The organism is Lysobacter cavernae (assembly GCF_042648505.1).
Lineage (GTDB): Bacteria > Pseudomonadota > Gammaproteobacteria > Xanthomonadales > Xanthomonadaceae > Lysobacter_L > Lysobacter_L cavernae.
Map to the genome: position 1 here is coordinate 250,588 of NZ_JBHRXK010000001.1, position 21,997 is coordinate 272,584.

Annotated in this window: 19 protein-coding genes; 16 read left to right on the plus strand and 3 right to left on the minus strand. The window is 67.5% G+C overall.

Going from position 1 to position 21,997, the window contains the following annotated elements:
- The first annotated feature begins 3 nt into the window (after positions 1-3).
- The 5 genes from ACFOLC_RS01195 (at position 4) to ACFOLC_RS01215 (ending at position 4,006) form a co-directional block, all read left to right on the plus strand.
- Complete coding sequence (locus ACFOLC_RS01195) at positions 4-381, plus strand: GntR family transcriptional regulator (RefSeq protein ID WP_386756881.1); 378 nt, start codon at positions 4-6, stop codon at positions 379-381.
- The gene (locus ACFOLC_RS01200; protein WP_386756882.1) at positions 378-1,265 is read left to right on the plus strand and encodes an ABC transporter ATP-binding protein; all 888 of its coding nucleotides are present in this window, start codon (positions 378-380) and stop codon (positions 1,263-1,265) included. Before ACFOLC_RS01195 ends, ACFOLC_RS01200 begins: the two co-directional genes overlap by 4 nt.
- Positions 1,262-2,320 (plus strand): hypothetical protein, encoded by a 1,059-nt coding sequence (locus ACFOLC_RS01205; RefSeq protein ID WP_386756883.1) that lies wholly within the window; start codon positions 1,262-1,264, stop codon positions 2,318-2,320. The genes ACFOLC_RS01200 and ACFOLC_RS01205 overlap by 4 nt, the downstream gene beginning before the upstream one ends.
- Before the next feature lie 194 nt (positions 2,321-2,514).
- Complete coding sequence (locus tag ACFOLC_RS01210) at positions 2,515-3,291, plus strand: hypothetical protein (RefSeq protein ID WP_386756884.1); 777 nt, start codon at positions 2,515-2,517, stop codon at positions 3,289-3,291.
- 28 nt (positions 3,292-3,319) lie between these two features.
- Positions 3,320-4,006, plus strand: a complete 687-nt coding sequence (locus ACFOLC_RS01215) for a hypothetical protein (protein ID WP_386756886.1) — start codon at positions 3,320-3,322, stop codon at positions 4,004-4,006.
- Positions 4,007-4,076: 70 nt separating this feature from the next.
- On the opposite strand, the gene ACFOLC_RS01220 is transcribed toward ACFOLC_RS01215, so the two are convergent.
- A complete protein-coding gene (locus ACFOLC_RS01220; RefSeq protein WP_386757915.1) occupies positions 4,077-5,498 on the minus strand; it encodes a class II fumarate hydratase in 1,422 nt (473 codons plus the stop codon).
- 205 nt (positions 5,499-5,703) lie between these two features.
- Here ACFOLC_RS01220 and purB point away from each other — a divergent pair, with 205 nt between their 5' ends.
- The 10 genes from purB (at position 5,704) to pilH (ending at position 17,850) form a co-directional block, all read left to right on the plus strand.
- On the plus strand, positions 5,704-7,080 hold the full coding sequence (gene purB / locus ACFOLC_RS01225) for an adenylosuccinate lyase (protein WP_386756888.1): 1,377 nt from the start codon (positions 5,704-5,706) through the stop codon (positions 7,078-7,080).
- A 10-nt stretch (positions 7,081-7,090) separates the two neighbouring features.
- Positions 7,091-7,489, plus strand: a complete 399-nt coding sequence (locus tag ACFOLC_RS01230) for a VOC family protein (protein ID WP_386756889.1) — start codon at positions 7,091-7,093, stop codon at positions 7,487-7,489.
- A 122-nt stretch (positions 7,490-7,611) separates the two neighbouring features.
- Positions 7,612-8,775: a JmjC domain-containing protein gene (locus ACFOLC_RS01235; protein ID WP_386757917.1), complete on the plus strand. Its 1,164-nt coding sequence runs from the start codon at positions 7,612-7,614 to the stop codon at positions 8,773-8,775.
- Positions 8,772-9,680 (plus strand): GNAT family N-acetyltransferase, encoded by a 909-nt coding sequence (locus tag ACFOLC_RS01240; RefSeq protein WP_386756891.1) that lies wholly within the window; start codon positions 8,772-8,774, stop codon positions 9,678-9,680. Before ACFOLC_RS01235 ends, ACFOLC_RS01240 begins: the two co-directional genes overlap by 4 nt.
- Positions 9,681-9,880: 200 nt before the next feature.
- A complete protein-coding gene (locus ACFOLC_RS01245) occupies positions 9,881-12,706 on the plus strand; it encodes a 2-oxoglutarate dehydrogenase E1 component (RefSeq protein WP_386756892.1) in 2,826 nt (941 codons plus the stop codon).
- Between the two features lie 73 nt (positions 12,707-12,779).
- The gene (sucB, locus tag ACFOLC_RS01250; protein ID WP_386756894.1) at positions 12,780-13,991 is read left to right on the plus strand and encodes a dihydrolipoyllysine-residue succinyltransferase; all 1,212 of its coding nucleotides are present in this window, start codon (positions 12,780-12,782) and stop codon (positions 13,989-13,991) included.
- 178 nt (positions 13,992-14,169) lie between these two features.
- Complete coding sequence (gene lpdA / locus ACFOLC_RS01255) at positions 14,170-15,612, plus strand: dihydrolipoyl dehydrogenase (RefSeq protein ID WP_386756895.1); 1,443 nt, start codon at positions 14,170-14,172, stop codon at positions 15,610-15,612.
- A gap of 139 nt (positions 15,613-15,751) precedes the next feature.
- Positions 15,752-16,345, plus strand: coding sequence for an LOG family protein (locus tag ACFOLC_RS01260; protein WP_386756897.1), 594 nt, complete (start codon positions 15,752-15,754; stop codon positions 16,343-16,345).
- Between the two features lie 64 nt (positions 16,346-16,409).
- Positions 16,410-17,414, plus strand: coding sequence for a YhdH/YhfP family quinone oxidoreductase (locus tag ACFOLC_RS01265; protein WP_386756898.1), 1,005 nt, complete (start codon positions 16,410-16,412; stop codon positions 17,412-17,414).
- 70 nt (positions 17,415-17,484) lie between these two features.
- Positions 17,485-17,850, plus strand: coding sequence for a twitching motility response regulator PilH (gene pilH / locus ACFOLC_RS01270; protein ID WP_386756899.1), 366 nt, complete (start codon positions 17,485-17,487; stop codon positions 17,848-17,850).
- Between the two features lie 60 nt (positions 17,851-17,910).
- On the opposite strand, the gene ACFOLC_RS01275 is transcribed toward pilH, so the two are convergent.
- The gene (locus ACFOLC_RS01275) at positions 17,911-18,837 is read right to left on the minus strand and encodes a DnaJ C-terminal domain-containing protein (protein WP_386756900.1); all 927 of its coding nucleotides are present in this window, start codon (positions 18,835-18,837) and stop codon (positions 17,911-17,913) included.
- A 146-nt stretch (positions 18,838-18,983) separates the two neighbouring features.
- Between ACFOLC_RS01275 and ACFOLC_RS01280 the strand changes: the two genes are divergently transcribed.
- Complete coding sequence (locus ACFOLC_RS01280; RefSeq protein WP_386756901.1) at positions 18,984-19,460, plus strand: peroxiredoxin; 477 nt, start codon at positions 18,984-18,986, stop codon at positions 19,458-19,460.
- A gap of 66 nt (positions 19,461-19,526) precedes the next feature.
- On the opposite strand, the gene pbpC is transcribed toward ACFOLC_RS01280, so the two are convergent.
- Entirely contained in the window at positions 19,527-21,983 is a 2,457-nt protein-coding gene (gene pbpC / locus ACFOLC_RS01285) for a penicillin-binding protein 1C (RefSeq protein WP_386756902.1), read from the minus strand.
- Between the last annotated feature and the right edge of the window lie 14 nt (positions 21,984-21,997).

The following is a 21,997-nucleotide window of genomic DNA, read 5'->3' on the forward strand; positions in this document are numbered from 1 at the left end:
CCCATGACCGCAATCCAATGGAGCGATGGCGCTCCGATCTATCGCCAGCTGAAGGAGCGCGTCGTCGCGATGATGCTCGACGGGGTCCTCAAGCCCGGTGATGCCCTGCCCTCCGTCCGGCAGGTCGCCGCCGAGTATCAGCTCAATCCAATCACTGTCTCGCGCGCCTACCAGGAGTTGGCGGACGAGGCACTCGTCGAGAAGCGCAGGGGGCTGGGCATGTACGTGACCGAAGAGGCCGCAAAAAAACTGCTCGTCAACGAGCGCGAACGCTTCCTGCGCGAGGAGTGGCCGCTGGTGCTCGAGCGCATCCAGCGCCTGGGCCTGAGCACGCAGGAACTGCTCGCCGCCGGCACGACCGGCAAGGCAGGTACTGTATGAACGCCGCTGCCATCCGCCCCGCCACCGACAGCGTCGTCAGCGCCCATGGCCTGCGCAAGGCCTACAAGAACAAGCTGGCACTGGACGACACCGCGTTCGAGATCCCGGCCGGCCGCATCGTCGGCCTGATAGGCCCCAACGGCGCCGGCAAGACCACCGCGCTCAAGGCCATCCTCGGCCTGATCCCGTTCGAAGGCACGCTGCGCGTGCTCGGCCGCGACCCGCGCACGCAGCGCGACGAGTTGATGCGCGACGTCTGCTTCATCGCCGACGTGGCCGTGCTGCCGCGCTGGATCAAGGTCCGCGAGGCCATCGAGTTCGTCGCCGGCGTGCACCCGCGTTTCGATCGCGCCCGCTGTGAACGCTTCCTCGCCCACACCCAGCTCAAGCCGCAGATGCGCGTGCGCGAGCTGTCCAAGGGCATGATCGTGCAGTTGCACCTGGCCCTGGTGATGGCCATCGACGCCAAGCTGCTGGTGCTGGACGAGCCCACCCTGGGGCTCGACATCCTCTACCGCAAGCAGTTCTACCAGCGCCTGCTCGAAGACTATTTCGACGAGGAAAAGACCATCCTCGTCACCACCCACCAGGTCGAGGAGATCGAACACATCCTCACCGACGTGATGTTCATCCGCGACGGCAAAGTCGTGCTCGACAACGACATGGAGACGCTTGGCGAACGCTTCGTCGAAGTGCTGGTCGATGCCGGCAAGGCCGAGCAGGCCCGCAGCCTCAAGCCGCTGGACGAGCGCGCCCTGCCGTTCGGCAAGACCGTGATGCTGTTCGACGGCGTGCCGCAGGAGCGTCTGGCCGCCTTCGGCGAGACCCGCACGCCGGGCCTGGCCGACCTGTTCGTCGCCACCATGAAGGGGACCTACGCATGAACACGACCCTTGGCGCCACCGTCGCCGACAGCCGCACGCCTGTCGCCGCCCCCCACCCCACCCACACCTTCAAGATGCTGCTCAAGCGCGAGTTCTGGGAGCACCGTGGCGGCTTCCTGTGGGCGCCGCTGGTCGCCGGCGGCATCTTCCTGCTGCTGAGCGTGATGGGCATCGGCCTGGGCGAAATCACCGCGCGCCGCGCCGTCGGTGACGGCAAGATCGAGATCGACGGCGGCAGCTTCGAGATCAACGGCCTCAACCTGGGCCGCCTGACCGAGAAGATGTCACCCGAGGACATGCGCCAGCTCGGTGGCGCGATCGACCTGAGCCTGTACATGGCGGCGAGCTGGCCCTTCATCGTGCTCGCCTTCGTGGTGTTCTTCTACTGCCTGGGCAGCCTCTACGACGAGCGCAAGGATCGCAGCGTGCTGTTCTGGAAATCGCTGCCGGTGTCCGATGGCCAGACCGTGCTGTCCAAGGTCGCCAGCGCCGCGGTGATTGCGCCGGTGCTGGCCGTGGTCGCCTCGATCGTCACCATGTTCGCCTTTCTGGTCATCTCCAGCGGCGTGGTGATGCTGCACGGCGGCAACCCGTACGAACTGCTGTGGGGCCCGGGCAGTCCGCTCACGGTCGCCACGCACTTGGCCGCCAGCCTCCCGATATACGCCTTGTGGGCGCTGCCGACGATCGGCTGGCTGATGCTGTGCTCGGCCTGGGCCAGGAGCAAGCCGTTCCTGTGGGCGATCATGATCCCGCTGTTCGCCGGCATCTTCGTCAGCTGGTTCGACCTGATGAAGCTGTTCGATCTGGAGGCGCTCTGGTTCTGGAAGAACGTCGTCGCCCGCGCCCTGGTCAGCGTCGCCCCGGCCAGCTGGATGGACGCCGCCAGCATCCAGGTCGGTGACGTCGACGGCCCGGCCGCGGTCAGCCAGCTGGTGAACCTGCGCACGATGTACTCGGTGCTGCTGAGCCCGCAGCTGTGGGCTGGCGCGGTCGCAGGCGCCGCCATGATCTTCGGCGCGGTGCGCCTGCGCCGCTGGCGCGACGAGGGGTGAGCCGCGCTGCTTGCGGACCACTGGTTCGCAGCGCGGCGAACGCCCGGCCATGGATGACCGGGCCGGACCATCCGAAGCCCGCAGGGCCACGCCATGGACGGCAGCCGGCGTGCGCCCGTCAGTCGACCTGACACCAAGCAACCGCCGACGCCGCACACGTATCCAGTAGGGCCCGATCACGGAGAGATTCACCCATGCGCATCTTGCTTCCCGCTCTCGCCTTCGCTTCCCTCACCCTGTTCTCCGGACACGCACTCGCCGACGAGTGCCGGCATTCCCAACCGCACAACCTGCAGTTGGATCTCACCGGCGTGAAGGCCGTGATGTTCGAGATCGGCCCGCACGAGCTCATCGTCAACGCCGCTCGGGGTGCCAAGGCCTCCCTGCAGGGCAAGGCCTGTGCGTCCAAGCCCGAACGCCTCAAGGAACTCTCGCTGACGCAGAAGCGCGTGGGCGACAAACTCGTCGTCACCGCCGACCGCGAGGACACTATCAACTTCAGTTTCGGCAGCGCGAACTACGCCTACCTCGTGCTCAACGCGACCCTGCCGGACAACATCCTCGTGCAGCTGGATGTCGGCTCGGGTGACGCCCGCGTCACCGGCGCGGCCGCACTCAGCGCCGATGTCGGCTCCGGCGATGTCGAGGCCCGCAACATCCGTGGCCAGGTCACCGCCGATCTCAACTCCGGCGACATCGCGCTGGACACCATCGGTTCACTGCACGTGCTCTCGGTCGGCTCCGGCGACCTCAAGGCACGCCGCATCGCTGGCGGTGCCGTGATCGGCAGCATCGGCTCGGGCGACGTCGAATTGCGTGGCGTCGGCGGCGATGTCAGCGCCGACAAGATCGGCTCCGGCGATCTGGACGTGCACGACGTCCGCGGCGGACTCAGCGTGCGCCGCGTCGGCAGCGGATCGGTCGACCACAGCGGCGTGAGCGGCCGGATCGATGTCCCGCGCGAAGACTGATGCCCCGTTTTTCCAAGGACCCCGCACCATGATCGCCACCACGCGCACCCTCGCCCTCCTCGCCAGCCTGTCCGGCCTCGCGCTACTCGCGGGCTGCGGCGGACATGATTCTGCAGGCGGCACCGCCGCCAAGCAGGAGATGCCCACGATTTCGGCGACGGTGCAGAAGGCCATCGCCGAGGCGAAGCAGAAAATCGCCGAAGGCAACATCAACATCCAGGACGGCAAGAGCAGCCCGCAGGTCGAGCTGTCACCGAAGGGCGACCTGATCATCGACGGCAAGCCGGTGCCGGTCACGGCCGAGCAGCGTGCGTTGCTGGTCGACTACCGCGGCCGCATCGCCGCCGTCGCCAGCGCCGGTGTGGATATCGGTCTGCAGGGGGCCGACCTGGCGACCAGGGCCGTGACGCAGTCGCTCAAAGGCGTGTTCACCGGCAACACCGACGAGATCGATAAGCAGGTAGAGGCCGAGGCGGACAAGGTGCGCGTGGCCGCGATAAAGCTGTGCGACCTGCTGCCGGCGATGAAGGTGTCGCAGGACAAGGTCGCCGCGTCGGTACCCGAGTTCAGGCCCTACGCCAACCTCGACCAGTCCGACATCGACGAATGCCGCGATGACGTGAACGCAAACGCGAAGGGCAAGAAGAACACGGCCACGGCGGCAGCCGAGGCGGTCGAAGCCGCTGCGGCGGCGGCGGAAGCCGTGAAGCAATAACGCGATCGGCACGGGCGTTGCGGGCAACGAGCCCACGCGCCCGCACTACGCCTGGCGGAAACGACGGGCCTCAGCCGCCCCCGCCTGCCCCTTCGTGGATCCCGCCGCGCGTCAGTGCGGTCGGGTCGAGCAGGCGGCGCAGTTCTTTCTCACCCATGCCCGTCACGGCGATCGCGACCTCCAGCACCGGGCGGCTTTCCTTGTAGGCCTGCTTGGCGATCGCTGCGGCCTTCTCGTAACCGATGATCGGGTTGAGCGCGGTGACCAGGATCGGGTTGCGATCCAGCGCTTCGCGTACATGGTCGGGCCGCGCCTGGATGCCGGCGACCGCGTCATCGGCCAGCAGGCGCATCACGTTGCCGAGCAGGCCGATCGAATCGAGCAGGTCGTAGGCGATCAGCGGCAGCATCACGTTGAGCTGGAAGTTGCCGCTCTGCCCGGCCACGGTAATCGCGGTGTGGTGGCCGATCACCTGCGCGCAGACCATGCAGGTCGCTTCCGGGATCACCGGATTGACCTTGCCCGGCATGATCGAGCTGCCCGGCTGCAGCGCCGGCAGTTCGATCTCGCCCAAACCGGCTAAAGGCCCGGAGTTCATCCAGCGCAGGTCGTTGGCGATCTTCATCAGCGTCACGGCAAGCGCATTGAGCTGGCCGGACAGCTCGACCGCGTCGTCCTGCGAGGCGATGCCCTCGAACTTGTCGGCAGCCGATCCAAACCGGGTGCCGGTCAGCGCCGACAGTGACCTCGCCACGGCCTTGCCAAAACGCGGATCGGCATTGATGCCGGTGCCGATCGCGGTACCGCCGATCGGCAGCCGTCGCAACCGCTTGAGCGCATCCTCGATCCGCGCCTGCGCCGACGCGAGCTGCGCCGACCACGCGCCGAACTCCTGGGCGAAGGTCAGCGGCATCGCGTCCATCAGATGGGTGCGGCCGGTCTTGGTGAGCTTGCCCAGCGCCTTGCCACGGCGATCGATGGTCTTGCGCAGGTGCTTGAGCGCCGGCAGCAGCGTTTCGACCGTGGCCAGCTGCGCCGAGACCCGGATCGCGGTCGGGATCACGTCATTGGAGCTCTGGCCGAGGTTGACGTGGTCGTTGGGGTGCACGGCACGCTTGCCCTTGGCGCCGGTCTTGCCTGCGCGCGAAGCCAGCGTGGCGATGACCTCGTTGGCGTTCATGTTGCTGGAGGTACCCGAGCCGGTCTGGAACACATCGATCGGGAACTGCGCATCAAAGCCGCCCTCGGCCACCGCCAGCGCGGCACTGCGGATAGCCTGCGCCGCGCCCTTGCCAAGCAGGCCGAAGCCGCCGTTGACCTGAGCCGCGGCGGCCTTGATCAGGCCGAGCGCACGGATGAACTCGCGCGGCATCGGCCGGCCCGAGATCGGGAAGTTCTGCACCGCACGTTGGGTCTGCGCGCCCCACAACGCTTCAGCCGGCACCCGCAACTCGCCCATGCTGTCGCGTTCGATGCGGAAATCGGTCTGGATCGACGTGGGCGCCTTCTGCTTGCCCCGGTTTGCCACGGTGTTTGCCACGGTCCACTCCTGTGATCGCTGTGCCCGAGGATACGCCCGGCCGCCGTGCGGACCGGTGACGGCGGGCTTCACAGCGGGCTTCACGGCGGTCTTCATGATCGGGGGGTATGGCGCTGCCCTGTAGAATGTCGGGCTCGCTTCCCTGCCCCTGCGTGCCATGTCCGCCAACGTCGAATCCCAGCTGCTCGCCCTGTCCCCGCTCGATGGCCGCTATGCCGGCAAGGTCGATGCGCTGCGCCCGATCTTCTCCGAGTTCGGCCTGATCAAGGCGCGGGTCAAGGTCGAGGTCGAATGGCTGCTGGCGCTGGCCAGCGAGCCGGGCATCGTCGAGCTGAAGGCCTTTTCGGCCGACGCGACCGCGCGCCTGCGTGCGCTGGCCGACAACCTCTCGGTCGCCGACGCGGCCCGGGTCAAGGAAATCGAGCGCACCACCAACCACGACGTCAAGGCGGTCGAGTATCTGATCAAGGAACGCCTCAAGGACGATACCGAGCTCGGCCCGGCGCTGGAGTTCGTCCACTTCGCCTGTACCAGCGAGGACATCAACAACCTCAGCTACGCGTTGATGCTCAACGAAGCGCGGCAGGAAGTGTTGCTGCCCAAGCTCGACGAGCTGATCCAGAAACTGCGGGCGATGGCGCACGAGCACGCCGGCCTGCCGATGCTGTCGCGTACCCACGGCCAGACCGCTTCGCCGAGCACGGTCGGCAAGGAACTGGCCAACGTCGTCGCCCGCCTGCAGCGCCAGGGCGAGGTGCTGGCCGGCCTGCCGATGCCGGGCAAGATCAACGGCGCGGTCGGCAACTACAACGCCCACGTCGCCGCCTACCCCGACATCGACTGGACCACGTTCTCGCGCCGATTCGTCGAGTCGCTCGACCTCAACTGGCAGCCCTACACCACCCAGATCGAGCCGCACGACGGCATCGCCGAGCTGTGCGACGCGCAAAAGCGCATCGACACCATCGCCGTCGACCTGTGCCGCGACGTCTGGGGCTACATCTCGCTGGGTTACTTCAAGCAGGCGGTCAAGGCCGGCGAAGTCGGCAGCTCGACCATGCCGCACAAGGTCAACCCGATCGACTTCGAGAACGCCGAGGGCAACTTCGGCATCGCCAACGCCCTGCTCGAACACTTCGCCGCCAAGCTGCCGATCAGCCGCTGGCAGCGCGACCTCACCGACTCGACCGTGCTGCGCGCCCTGGGCACCGCCTTCGGCCATGCGCTGATCGGCTATGACGCGTTGCTGCGCGGCCTGGGCAAGCTCAGCGCCAACCCGGAGCGCCTGGCCGCCGACCTCGACGCATCGTGGGAGGTGCTGGCCGAGGCCGTGCAGACCGTGATGCGCCGCCACGGCCTGCCCAACCCGTACGAGCAACTCAAGGCCCTGACCCGCGGCCAGGGCATCAACGAGGCCTCTATGCGCGCGTTCATCGCCACGCTGGAACTGCCGGCCGACGCCAAGCAACGCCTGCTCGAGATGACGCCGGGCAGCTACACCGGCCTGGCCGAGCGCCTCGCCCGCGAGATCTGACCCGACGACGATGCAGCTGCTGGTCAACATCGATGTCGCGGACCTCGCCTCGGCGCAGGCGTTCTATACCGCGGCGTTCGGGTTGACCGCCGGCCGCCGCTTCGGCGACAGCGGCGTCGAGCTGCTCGGCGCGCAAGCTCCCATCTACCTGCTGCAGAAGCCGCAAGGCAGCACCGGTACGGCCCAGTCAGCGCGTGACTACGCGCGGCACTGGACACCGATCCATTGCGACGTCGTGGTCGACGACCTCGACGCCGCGCTCACCCAGGCCCTTGCGGCAGGCGCCGTGCAGGAAGGCGACGTGCGTACGGCGAACTGGGGCCGCATCGTCCACCTGGCCGACCCATTCGGCCACGGCTGGTGCCTGCTGCAGTTCCTCGGCCGCGGTTACGACGAGATCACCACATGAGCAAGAACAAGCCCGCCCCCGCGAAGAAGGCCGTTAAAAAGGTCGCCACGAATGCGATCACGAAGCCGGTCGACCCGGCACTGCCGATCGAAGTCGACGCCAGCACGCTGCCGCCACTGGGCATGCCTGCCGCCCAGTTCCTGCGCGACTACTGGCAAAAGCGGCCGCTGCTGATCCGCAACGCTTACCCGGGCTTTGTCTCCCCAATCCAGCCCGAGGACCTGGCCGGCCTGGCCTGCGAGGAAGCGGCGCTGTCGCGGATCGTGGTCCACGACCGCGCCAACGACCGCTGGACGCTGCGCCACGGCCCGTTCGACGAAGCCGAGTTCCCCGGCATGCCGCACCAGGACTGGACCCTGCTGGTACAGGACGTCGACAAGTGGGACGTCGACATCGCCGCATTGCTGGAACCGTTCGACTTCCTGCCGCGCTGGCGTATCGACGACGTCATGGTTTCGTTCGCCGCGCCGGGCGGTTCGGTCGGCGCGCACGTCGACCAGTACGACGTGTTCCTGCTGCAGGCGCACGGCCATCGGCGCTGGCAGATCGATGCCGGACTGAGCTTGAACGGTGTGGCTCCACCACTGGATTTCCGCAACGACGTCGAGCTCAAGCAACTGCGCGAGTTCACCCCGACCCACGACTGGGTGCTCGGCCCGGGCGACATGCTCTACCTGCCGCCGGGCGTGCCGCACAACGGCGTGGCCGAGGACGCCTGCCTGACCTTCTCGGTCGGCATGCGCGCGCCGTCGGCGGCCGAATTGCTCGGCGACTTCGTCGACACGCTCGCCAGCGATGCCGACGAGGCGCTGCGTTACCGCGACCCCGACCTGTCGCCCCCGGCCGACGCCAGCGAGATCGACACGGCCGCGATGAACCGCGCGGTCGAGGCCTTGAACATGCTGCGCATGAACGACCCCGACCGCCTCGGCGACTGGTTCGGGCGCTTCATCACGGTCTACCGCGCCGCCGGCGAGGTGCAGGCGGGCGACGACGCCCGCTCGCGCATCGAGATCGAATGGGACCTGCAGCACGGTGCGGCGCTGCATCGCCACCCGTGGTCGCGCATGGCCTGGCGCCGCGCGCACCGCAGCGGCGAGGCCGCGCGCCTGTACGTCAGCGGCCAGGATCATCCGCTACCGGCCGCCGATGCACAGCGCATCGCCAATGCCGTCGTGTTCGACGGCCCGGCCTACGCCGCGCTGTCGGAAACCGGTCGCGATTGCCTGTATGCCCTGTTGCAAGCCGGCCACTACCGGCTGGCGCTCGCCGACGAAGAAGAATGACCCCTGCCGCGCGCCCGTTCCGGGTCGAAGCCGTCGCCTTCGAGGACGGCCTGCCTGCACTGCGCGCGGTTCGCGATACCGTGTTCGTGCAGGAACAAGGCGTCCCGGTCGAACTGGAACACGACGCGCTGGACCCGCTGTGCCGGCATGTGATCGCCCGCGATGCCGACGGCCAGCCGATCGGCACCGGCCGTCTGACCCCGGAGCGCCGTATCGGCCGCATGGCGGTGCTGGCGCAGTGGCGCGGCCGTGGCGTCGGCGAAGCGATGCTGCAAGCGTTGATCGACGAGGCCCGCGGGCTCGGCTGGCGCGAACTGTCGCTGCATGCCCAGGCCTCGGCGATCGCGTTCTATGCCCGCCACGGCTTCCTGCCGTTCGGCAGCCGTTTCGTGGAGGCCGGCCTCGAGCATCAGTCGATGCGGTGCCTGCTCGATGCGGTCAATCCGGTCGAGGACCACGAAGCGGCCCTGGCCGCCCTGCTCGGCGTGATCGCCGGGGCGCGCCGCCATCTGTGGGCCTACAGCCGCGAACTCGACCCCGGCCTGCTCGACCGGCCCGAGGCAGTCGCGGCGCTGCGTCGCTTTGCCGTGGATGGGGGCGAAACCCGGTTGCTGTTGCAGGACCCGGCCGCGCCGCAGCGCGCCATTGCCCCATTGCTGGGCCTGGCGCAGCGCCTGCCGACCGCGTTTGCGTTCCGCGCGATCGAGGAACCGGTCGACCGCTCCTACCCGTCGGCCTACATCGCCAACGACCGCGGTGGCTGGTATTTCCGCGCACTGGGCCACCGTTTCGAAGGCGAAAGCCGGCTCGATGCACCAGCGCGGGCCCGGCAACTACGGGCATTGTTCGAGCCCGTCTGGGAGCGCGCCCGCCCCTGCAGCGAGTACCGCGCCCTCGGTCTTTGAGCACAGCCGCACTTGAAGCGCTCGCAACCGGCCCAACGCTAACTGACCAGTGCTTGGCCGCTGTGGGTCTTTCGACGTAAGTGTTAGCCGTTTGCCCTCGGCCTGCCGCTATAATTCCGATTCTTGAGCGCCTGAATAGCCGCCAGCGTGCGTAATTCGGGTGTCACCGACCTCTCCCATCGAGTTTCCCGATAGCCATCGTGGACAGTCTCCTGAAGCAGTTCTCCCAGTCCTCCCAGCTCGGCGCCAACGCCGCCTACATCGAGGACCTGTACGAGCAGTACCTGGTCTCCCCCGACAGCGTCGAACCCAAGTGGAAAGCCTATTTCGACGGCTTCAAGGGCCGCGAGGCCGGCGATGTGCCGCACTCGGCGGTCATCGACGCGATCGCCGTCGCCGGCAAGGCCGCCGCGCGCGGCCTGGTCAGCGTCGCCAGCGGTGCCGGTGACGAGCGCGAGCGCCAGGTCGGCAAGCTGATCACCGCCTACCGTTCGCGCGGTCACCTCGGTGCCAACATCGATCCGCTGGGCCTGCTCGACAAGCCCGACGCGCCGGACCTGCAGTTGGGCTTCCATCGCCTGTCCGAAAGCGATCTGGGCGGCGAGTTCAGCACCGGCGGCGTCGCCGGCCACGATCGAATGAAGCTGGGTGACCTGTTCGCCCTGCTCAAGGCCACCTACACCGGCCCGATCGGCGCCGAGTTCATGCACATCGCCGACGCCGAACAGCGCCGCTGGGTGTACGAGCGCCTGGAGAAGGCCGGCGGCCGCTACGGCCGCAGTGCCGATGACAAGAAGCGCATCCTCGAGCGGCTCACCGCCGCCGACGGCCTGGAGCGTTATCTCGGCACCAAGTACGTCGGCCAGAAGCGCTTCTCGCTGGAAGGCGGCGACGCGCTGATCCCGTTGATGGACACCACCATCCGCCGTGCCGGCGAGCACGGCACCAAGGACGTGGTGATCGGCATGGCTCACCGCGGCCGTCTCAACGTGCTGGTCAACACCCTCGGCAAGCCGCCGCGCAAGCTGTTCGACGAGTTCGAAGGCAAGTTCGAGCACCACGAGCTCGCCAACGCCGGCGACGTCAAGTACCACATGGGCTTCAGCGCCGACGTCGGCACCCCCGGCGGCCCGGTCCACCTGGCGCTGGCGTTCAACCCGTCGCACCTGGAGATCGTCGACCCGGTGGTCGCCGGCAGCGTGCGCTCGCGCCAGACCCGCCGCGGCGACAAGGGCCGCGAGCAGGTGCTGCCGGTGCTGATCCACGGCGACGCCGCATTCGCCGGCCAGGGCGTGGTGATGGAACTGCTGCAGATGTCGCAGGCGCGCGGTTTCGCGGTCGGCGGCACCATCCACATCGTCATCAACAACCAGGTCGGCTTCACCACCAGCGCGGTGCAGGACGCGCGTTCCACGCTGTACTGCACCGACGTGGCCAAGATGGTCGGTGCACCGGTGCTGCACGTGAACGGCGACGACCCGGAAGCGGTGGTGTTCTGCGCCGAACTCGCGCTGGACTTCCGCAACCGTTTCGGCAAGGACGTGGTCATCGACCTGGTCTGCTACCGCCGTCACGGCCACAACGAGGCCGACGAGCCGGCAGCCACGCAGCCGGTGATGTACCAGGCCATCCGCAAGCACAAGACGCCGCGCGAGCTGTACGCCGCGCGCCTGGTCGCCGAGGGCACGCTCAAGGCCGAAGACGCCCAGGCCCTGGTCGATGCCTACCGCGACAAGCTCGACGCCGGCCTGGTGACCACCGAACTGGTCGCGGTCAAACCCGACGAATTCACCATCGACTGGTCGAAGTACCTGTCGGGCAAGCTCAGCGACCCGGTCGACACCCGCTTCGACCGCAAGAAGCTCGACCAGCTCGCCAGCGCGATCAACACCATCCCGGACGCGATCAAGTTGCACGCGCGCGTCGCCAAGATCTACGACGACCGCCGCAAGATGGCCGCCGGCGAGCTCGCCGGTGACTGGGGCTTCGCCGAGAACTTGGCCTACGCCACCCTGCTCAACGAAGGCTACAAGCTGCGCCTGGTCGGCCAGGACTGCGGCCGCGGCACGTTCTTCCACCGCCACGCGATCCTGCACGAGCAGAGCAACGACGAGTACTACCTGCCGCTGCGCCAGCTGGTGAAGAACCCGGTCGATGTCACCATCATCGACTCGCTGCTCAGCGAGGAGGCGGTGATGGGCTTCGAGTACGGCTACTCCACCGCCGACCCGATGACCCTGGACATCTGGGAAGCGCAGTTCGGCGACTTCGCCAACGGCGCGCAGGTGGTGATCGACCAGTTCCTGTCGTCGGGCGAGGCCAAGTGGGGCCGCCTGTGCGGCCTGGCGTTGTTCCTGCCGCACGGCTACGAAGGCCAGGGCCCGGAGCACAGCTCCGCACGCCTGGAGCGCTTCCTGCAGCTGTGCGCGCTGGAGAACATGATCGTCTGCACGCCGACCACGCCGGCGCAGGCCTACCACATGATCCGCCGGCAGATGCGCATGACCACGCGCAAGCCGCTGGTGGTGATGACGCCCAAGTCGCTCCTGCGCCACAAGCTGGCGGTGTCGACGCTGGACGAGCTGGCCCAGGGCGAATTCCAGCACCTGATTCCGGACCCCACTGCCAACACCAAGAAGGTCAAGCGCGTGGTCGTCTGCGGTGGCAAGGTCTACTACGACCTGCTCGAGGAGCAGCAGAAGCAGGGCCTGGACAGCGTCGCCGTCCTGCGCGTGGAGCAGTTGTATCCGTTCCCGCGTCCGCAGCTGGCGGCGGAGCTCAAACGCTTCTCCGGTGCCACCGACGTGGTCTGGTGCCAGGAGGAGCCGCAGAACCAGGGTGCGTGGTACCAGATCCGCCACCACCTGGCCGCCTGCCTGCAGTCGGGCCAGACCCTGCATTACGCCGGTCGTGCACGTTCGCCGTCGCCGGCCGTGGGTCACCTCGCCGACCACATCGCCGAGCAGGCCAAGCTGGTCGCCGACGCGCTGCTCAACCCGCTGCGCGGCGAGATCACTGCCGAATAAAAGCCGCCGCCGAACTTAAGCTTGCCCCCTCACGCTTCTCACGCCACATACCGTTATCCAGGATGCCCGCCCCATGAGCACCGAGATCAAAGTTCCCGTCCTGCCCGAGTCCGTCTCCGACGCCACCATCGCCACCTGGCACAAGAAAGCCGGTGACGCGGTCAAGCGCGACGAGAACATCGTCGACCTCGAGACCGACAAGGTCGTGCTGGAAGTGCCCTCGCCGGTCGATGGCGTGATCAAGGAAATCAAGTTCGCCGAAGGCGCGACGGTCACCAGCCAGCAGCTGATCGCGATCGTCGAGGAAGGCGCCGCCGCACCGGCGTCCGAAACCAAGGCCGACAAGGCCGTCGACGCCAAGAACGATGCTGCTGCCAAGGACGTCGCCGCGCCGGTGCAGCCCAAGGCCGAGGCTGCGAAGGCCACCGCCGGCGCCGACCAGCTGCCGCCGGGCGCACGCTTCACCGCCGTTACCCAGGGCATCGACCCGTCGCAGGTCGAAGGCACCGGCCGCCGTGGCGCGGTGACCAAGGAAGACCTGGTCAACTACGCCGCGGGCAAGACCGCCGGCGTCGCCGGTGGCGCGCGTCCGGAAGAGCGCGTGCCGATGACCCGCATGCGCGCCCGCATCGCCGAGCGCCTGATGCAGTCGAAGAACTCGATCGCGATGCTGACCTCGTTCAACGAGGTCAACCTCGGCAAGGTCATGGCGATGCGCAAGGAACTGGGCGAATCGTTCGAGAAGGCCAACGGCATCAAGCTTGGCTTCATGAGCTTCTTCGCCAAGGCCGCCGCCAACGCGCTGCAGAAGTACCCGGTGGTCAACGCCTCGGTCGACGGCAACGACGTGATCTATCACGGCTACACCGACATCTCGATCGCCGTGTCCACCGACAAGGGCCTGGTCACGCCGGTGCTGCGCAACGTCGAGCGCATGGGCTTTGCCGATGTCGAGCAGCAGATCGCCGAGTACGCCAAGAAGGCGCGCGACGGCAAGCTGGCGCTGGAGGACCTGCAGGGCGGCACCTTCACCATCACCAACGGCGGCACCTTCGGCTCGCTGATGTCGACGCCGATCGTCAATCCGCCGCAGTCGGCGATCCTGGGCATGCACGCCATCAAGGAGCGCCCGATCGCCGAGGGCGGTCAAGTCGTGATTGCGCCGATGATGTACATCGCGCTGTCGTACGACCACCGCATCATCGATGGCAAGGACGCGGTGCTGTTCCTGGTCGACATCAAGAACCAGCTCGAAAACCCGCATCGCATGCTGCTGGGGATGTGATGCCTGCAAGCCCCTCTCCCTCTGGGAGAGGGGTTGGGGTGAGGGTCGGCGAAGCGACGGTTCCCTCAGTCCCCAATTTCAGCAAACAGTTCGATTTCCACGCTTCGCCGAACCCTCATCCGGCGCTACGCGCCACCTTCTCCCGAGGGGAGAAGGGAAAGGCAAAGGATCCAGATCAATGAGCGAACAGCAGAATTTCGACGTCGTCGTCATCGGTGCCGGCCCGGCCGGCTACCACGCCGCCATCCGCGCCGCCCAGCTCGGCCTGAAGACCGCGTGCATCGACGCCGCGCTCGGCAAGGACGGCAAGCCGGCCCTCGGCGGCACCTGCCTGCGCGTGGGTTGCATCCCGTCGAAGGCGCTGCTCGACAGTTCGCGCCAGTTCTACAACCTGCAGCACCTGTTCGGCGAGCACGGCATCACCACCAAGGACGCCAAGATCGATGTCGGCACGATGATTGCCCGCAAGGACAAGATCGTGAAGCAGTTCACCGGCGGCATCGCGATACTGTTCAAGGCCAACAAGGTCACGCCGTTCTACGGCTTTGGCCAGTTGCAGCCGGGCAACGTGGTCAAGGTCAAGCAGCACGACGGTTCCGAGGTCGAGCTCAAGGCCACCAACGTGATCATTGCCGCCGGCTCGGATTCGATCGAGCTGCCGTTCGCCAAGTTCGACAACGACACCATCGTCGACAACGTCGGCGCGCTCGACTTCACCGCCGTGCCCAAGCGCCTGGGCGTGATCGGCGCCGGCGTGATCGGCCTGGAGCTGGGCAGCGTGTGGAAGCGCCTCGGCGCCGAGGTCACCATCCTCGAAGCCCTGCCCGACTTCCTCGCCGCCGCCGATGCCGAGGTCGCCAAGACCGCGGCCAAGGAACTCAAGAAGCAGGGCCTGGACATCAAGCTCGGCGCGAAGGTCAGCAAGGCCGAGATCAAGACCAAGGGCAAGAACAAGGAAGTCGAGGTCACCTACGCCGATGCCGAAGGCGAGAAGACCATCGTCGTCGACAAGCTGCTGGTCTCGGTCGGTCGTCGCGCCGCCACCCGTGGCCTGCTGGCCGAAGGCACCGGCGTCAAGCTCGATGCGCGCGGCATGATCGAGGTCGACGCGCACTGCCACGCCGGCGTCGACGGCGTCTGGGCCGCGGGCGACTGCGTGCGCGGCCCGATGCTGGCGCACAAGGGCTTCGAGGAAGGCATCGCCGTGGCCGAGCTGATCGCCGGCCTGCCGGGCCACGTCAACCTCGACACCATTCCGTGGGTCATCTACACCGAGCCGGAAATCGCCTGGGTCGGCAAGACCGAGCAGCAGCTCAAGGCAGAGGGCGTACCGTACAAGACCGGCAGCTTCCCGTTCGCGGCCAACGGCCGTGCGGTGGCGATGGCCGAACCGGCCGGCTTCGTCAAGGTCATCGCGCATGCCGAAACCGACCTTGTCCTGGGCCTGCACCTGGTCGGCGTCGGTGTGTCGGAACTGGTGCACGAGGGCGTGTTGACGATGGAGTTCAAGGGCTCGGCCGACGACCTGGCCCGGATCTGCCACGCCCATCCGACCTTGTCGGAAACGATCCACGACGCCGCCATGGCGGTGGGCAAGCGCGCGATCCACAAGGCCAACTGAGTACGTGATTGGTGATTCGTGATCGGTGATTCGTGCAAAACGAACACCTACGCGCCACCATCCGCCATTACGCAACGCCGGGCATGCCCGGCGTTTGCTTTTTCAGATCACTAATCACGAATCGCCAATCACGGCTCCTATGAAAACCATCTGCGTCTACTGCGGCTCCAACTCCGGCTCCAAGCCCCTCTACACCGAACGCGCGATCGCGCTCGGCACGCGCATGGCGAAGGACGGCCTGGCCCTGGTCTACGGCGGTGGCAACGTCGGCCTGATGGGCGTGCTGGCCGATGCGGTGCTCGAGGCCGGTGGCGAAGTGATAGGCGTGATCCCGGAGCAACTGGTCAACTGGGAAGTCGCGCACAAGGGCGTGACCCGGCTGGAAGTCGTCGGTTCGATGCACGAGCGCAAGGCGCGCATGTTCGACCTGTCCGATGGTTTCATCGCTCTGCCCGGCGGCTTCGGCACGCTCGACGAGATGTTCGAGATGCTGACCTGGCGCCAGCTCGGCATCGGCGACAAGCCATGCGCGTTCCTCGACGTCGACGGCTTCTACTCGCCGCTGATCGCCATGATGGATCGCATGGTGGCCGAGCGTTTCGTCCACCCCGACCAGCGCGACGACCTGTGGCATGGCGACGACATCGACGTCATGCTGGCCTGGATGCAACGCTACCAGCCCGCTGCGGCATCGAAATGGCTGGACGAGAAGCGCCGCAAGGCGTTGCGCTGACTCGCCCGCAACATGGCCTGGACTATCCTGCCGCTTACATCGTCGTAACGGAGTTCGCCGCCCCATGAGCACGCCTGCAGCTTTCGATGCCTTCCGCATCCACAACGACGACGCCGGTTACCGCAGCGCTATCGAGCGGGTTTCGCTCGACGAGCTCGCGCCCGGTGAAGTCGTCATCAAGACGGCGTACTCGTCGGTCAATTTCAAGGATGCCCTCGCCGGCACCGGCCAGGGCAAGATCCTGCGACGTTTTCCGCTTGTCGGCGGTATCGACGCCGCCGGTCACGTGGTCGCCTCGACCGATCCCAGGTACCGCGAGGGCGACGAGGTGCTCGTCACCGGTTGCAGCCTCAGCGAGACCCGCGACGGTGGTTACAGCGAGTACGCGCGATTGCAAGCGCAGTGGGTGATCCCGCTGCCGAAAGGCCTGAGCCTGCGCGAAAGCATGATCCTCGGCACCGCCGGCTTCACCGCCGCCCTCGCGCTGCTGCGCATGGTCGAGAACCGGCAGACGCCCGAGCTCGGCCCGCTCGCCGTGACCGGCGCCAGCGGCGGTGTCGGCTCGCTCGCGGTCGACATCTTCAGCCGCGCCGGTTTCGAGGTGCATGCGATCAGCGGCAAGGCGGAACAGACCGGGTACCTCAAGGCGATCGGCGCCAGCGAAGTGCTCGGCCGTGACGCGCTTGCCACCACGCGACCAATGGAGTCGGCGCGCTTCGGCGGCGGCCTCGACAACGTTGGCGGACCGATGCTGGTCAGCCTGCTGGCGCAGACCGCGCCCTATGGCAACGTCGCCAGCGCCGGGCTTGCTGCATCACCGGAACTCGACGCCACGGTGATGCCGTTCATCATCCGCGGCGTGTCGCTGCTCGGCGTGGCCTCGGCCGGTACCGCGCGCGACATCCGCGAGACGGTCTGGCAGCACCTGGCCAGCGACTGGAAACCGCGTCACCTCGATCGCATCTGCACGCGCGAAGTCGGCCTGACGCAGCTGCCGCAGGTGTTTGCCTCGATGCTGGCCGGCGGCTCGCTGGGGCGCACGCTGGTCGCGATGCAGGCCGCGCCGTAGCCCGTGACCCAGGTCGTCTTGCGGCGCGTTCACCGCCGGCTACAATCGCGACACGTTCTGGGGGAAACATATGGCGCGTATTCTGATCGTTGACGATTCACCGTCACAGTTGATGGGCATCCGCCGCATCGTCGAGAAACTCGGCCACGAGCCCTTGACCGCCGAAGACGGCGCCGCCGGCGTCGAGGCCGCCAAGCGCGAGCTGCCGGACCTGATCCTGATGGACGTGGTGATGCCGAACCTCAACGGCTTCCAGGCGACGCGCTCGATCTGCCGCGACCCTGCAACTGCACACATCCCGATCGTGCTGGTAACCACCAAGGACCAGGACACCGATCGCGTGTGGGGCATGCGCCAGGGCGCCAAGGCCTACATCACCAAGCCGTTCACCGAGAGCGATCTGTCCGAAGTCATCGGCCAGGTGATGACGGCGTGACCTGACGCGCGGCGTGCCCGGCTTCGGACGGACGCGCGGCGCAATCACATCCAGCCCGCATCAGGCGCGACGCCAGTCGTCGCCGAACGCCTCGCGCATGCGCTCGTAGGCCTGATGCTGCTCATCGCTGTGCGGGCGCGGGGCCAGCACTTCCAGTTCGACGATCTGATCACCCGATGGATCTCCGGGCAGACCGCGTCCGCGCAGGCGCAGTTTGCGTCCGGCTTCGGAGTTGGCCGGGATCTTCAGCTCCACTGGCCCGCCCAGCGTCGGCACGCTGATCGTCGCGCCCAGCGCGGCTTCCCACGGCGCGATCGGCAGCATGTGGATCACGTTGCGGCCATCGACCTCGAACTGCGGGTGCGCGGCGTATTCGATCTCGAGCAACAGGTCACCGTGCGCGCCGGCGTGTCCATCAGGGCGGCCAAGGCCGCCCTGCCCCGCCAGACGGATCATCTGGCCGGGGCGGATGCCCTTGGGCACGCGCAGGTCGAAGGTCTTGTTGTTGACCGATATCCGCACGCTGCCACCTTCGTAGATGGTTTCCAGCGACACAGCCAGCTTGGCGCGGGTGTCGCCGCGTGGTTGCGCACGCGGTCCCTGCGCGCCGCCGAAACCGCCGCCGCGTCCGCGCCCGAACAGGCTTTCGAAGAAATCACTGAAACCGCCGCCCGCGCCGCCGCCGGCGAAGATCTCCTCGAAATCGACACCACCGGGGCCACCCCCGCCGAAACCGCCCGGTGGCGGCTGCACCTCGTCACCGGGCCGGTAACCGCGTGCTCGCAGCTGGTCGTAGGCCTGGCGCTTCTGCGGATCGCGCAGCGCCTCGTAGGCCTCGTTGACGGCCTTGAACGTCTCCTCGGCACCCGCCTCCTTGCTGACGTCGGGGTGGTACTTGCGCGCCAGCCGGCGGTAGGCCGTCTTGATCTCGGCTTCGCCGGCGCTGGGCTCGACACCCAGGGTTTCGTAATAGTCCTTGAACTGCATCGACAGCCTCCGTAAGCGTGCGCGGCGCTCACGCGGCTCCCGCGCAAGACCCGCACAGGATGGCAGCAGGCACGTCGATTTCAAGTCATCTTGACATCGCTTTTCGCAGCGCGGGACTAGACTGCCGCTTCCCACAGGAGAACCCCATGAGCATCCAGGTCGGCGACCGCCTGCCCGAAGTCCCGCTACAGCGCATCCGCGAGGGCGTCGAGACCATCGACACCAACGCATTGTTCGATGGCCGCAAGGTCGTTCTGTTCGCCGTACCGGGCGCCTTCACGCCGACCTGCTCGGAAAAGCACCTGCCCGGTTTCGTGCAGCATTTCGACGAATTTCGCCGCAAGGGCATCGAAGTCGCCTGCATGGCGGTCAACGACCCGTTCGTGATGCAGGCCTGGGGCCAAAGCCAGCACGTGCCCGACGGCCTGATGATGCTGGCCGACGGCAACGGCGACTTCACCCGTGCGCTCGGCCTGGAGCTCGATGCCAGCGCCTACGGCATGGGCACGCGCGCCAAACGTTTCGCCCTCTACGCCGAGGATGGCGTGGTCAAGCAACTCAATATCGAAGCGCCGGGCGAGTTCCGCGTGTCCTCGGCCGAACACATGCTCACCCTGGTTTGAGTACGGCGCTCTCGCCGACACCCCCATCATCCCGATTGCATGGCTGGGAACCCTTCTCCCGGCCCCTCAGCGCAACACTCGAAAGCGCAGCCGCGACCAGGCACCGCTGTCGGCGAGTACTGTCAAAGTGTGTTCGCCGGGCTCGCCAAAGTCGTGCACGAAGGGATCGCCGCCCGTTGACTCACCGATCAGGCGCCCGTCCAGCAGCCAGCGGTTGTGCTTATCCGTGCCGATCGCACGCAACGACAGTCGCACCGGATGCACGCTGCCCGGCGCCCGCGCCAGCGTGGCGTTGTCGGCCACGCCTTCGATGCGCAGCTCTTCGCTGGCATCGCGTCCATCGGCCACGCAATCGGTTGCCAACGGCGGCAGGCGCGAGGCCTGTCGTGTCTGCGCCGACAGCCACGGCGAGGCCAGCGCCGGCCAGCGGGCGATCTGCATGCGACGGCGTTCGTGCGGCAAGGTGCATTCACCGGACAGGCGCAGGCCGCTGAGCGCGTCGGCCTCGAAGCGCTCGACACCGGCGTTCCACAGGCGCGCGTCGCGTTCGGCGAACGTCGGCGGCACCGCGCCGTCGAGGGTCCAGGCCCGCAGCCGTTTCTGGCACAGCTGCGGTACCTGCGGATCCGGCGGCAATCCCAACGGCCAGCACACTTCGATCTGCTCGACATTGCGCGGCGGCGGTCGCGACGCGCCATCCCCGCGCTGCTGCGGCAGGCTGTCGATCACTTCAAACAACAACGGCAACGCAGTGACAGCGCCGTATTGGCCCGGCAGCGGTGTGCCGTCGGGACGCCCGACCCAGACGCCAACCGTGTGCCGGCGCGTGCTGCCCAACGCCCAGGCGTCGCGGAAACCGTAGCTGGTGCCGGTCTTCCAGGCCACGCGTGCATCGGCGCGTGGGTCGAAGGTATCGGCGACGCTGCCGGGCCGTGGATTGGCTTCGAGCATCTCCCGCACGATCCAGCTCGCTCCCGGTGACAGCAGGCGCCGATCCACGCGCGGCGCGTCGGCGGTGTAGCGCACGCGCCCGGCGACGCCGTTGCGATTGAGTGCGGCATAGGCGCCGACCAGATCCTCCAGCCGTGCACCGGTGCCGCCCAGGATCATGGCCAGGTTCGGTGTCGCCCCGCGCGGCCACTGCAGGCGGATGCCGGCATGGGCAAGGCGTGCCGAAAACCGTACCGGCCCGACGCGGTCGAGCAGGTCAACCGCCGGCACGTTGAGCGACAGACGCAGCGCCTCGGCGGCAGCGACCGGACCATTGAACGCGGCATCGAAATTGCCGGGGCGGTAATCACCGAAGGCTTGCGGTGCGTCGACCAGCAGGCTCTCGGAATGGATCAGGCCGTCATCCAGCGCGAGTCCGTACAGGAACGGCTTCAGTGTCGAGCCCGGCGAACGCCAGGCCTTGACCATGTCGACATGGCCGAGCCGCGCGGCATCGGCGAACGCCACCGAACCGACGTAGGCACGCGCCTCCAGCGTGGCGTTGTCGATCACCAGCAAGGCGGCCGAGGTGCGCTCCGGCAAACCGGAAAAATACGCGGCGACGCGATCCTCGAGCGTGCGTTGCAGCTCCAGGTCGATCGTCGAAACCACCCGCAGGGCATTCGGGTTCTCGAAACGCAGGCGCTGCGCCAACAACGGGGCATGCCGCGGTGGTTGCAGAGCGCGCGCCACCACCGGCTCGATGCGGGCATCATCCACCTGCGCCGATGACCACACGCCCATACTGGCCATGCGCATCAGCACTTTGTCGCGGGCAAGGCGGGCGCGTTCTGGCTCACGGTCCGGGCGCAATCGACTTGGTGATTGCGGCAACACCGCCAACAACGCCGCCTCGGCATGTGACAGGCGCGATGATGGCTTGCCCAGGTAGGCCCAGCTCGCCGCTTCGACGCCTTCGACGGTGCCTCCGAACGGCGCACGATTGAGGTAGAGCGCAAGGATCTCGCGCTTGGACAGATGCACCTCCAGTTGCACCGCGCGCAGCAGCTGCTTGAGCTTGCTCCAGGGCGTGCGGGCATGCCCGCGGGGCGGCATGTCGAGGATGCGTGCCACCTGCATGGTCAAGGTCGACCCACCCGAGACGACACGACCGCTGCGCGCCCATTGCCCGGCGGCCCGCAACAGCGCGAACGGATTGATGCCCGGATGTCGCCAGAACCAGCGGTCCTCGTAATTGAGCAGGGCCTGCAGGTACAGCGGCGAGACCTGCTCGACCTGCACGGGGTACCGCCAGATGCCGCCGCGATCGGCAAACGCGCGCAGCGGCGAACCGTCGGCGGCCACGACCACGGCGCCGGCATCGCGCGGTTTCGGCAGCGGCAGCGGGAAGGCCAGGTCGAGCAGCATCGCGACGATGGCGAGCGACAGTGTCGCCAGCAACGCTTTCAAGCCGAGCTTGGCCCTTCTCCTTCTCCCGCTTGCGGGGTGAGGCGGCACTGCACGCGCCGCTTGCGCGGGCCGGGGCGCACAGCGGGGCTGGGGAGAGGGCAACACATCTGCGGAATTCTTCATTACTTCATCCGAGA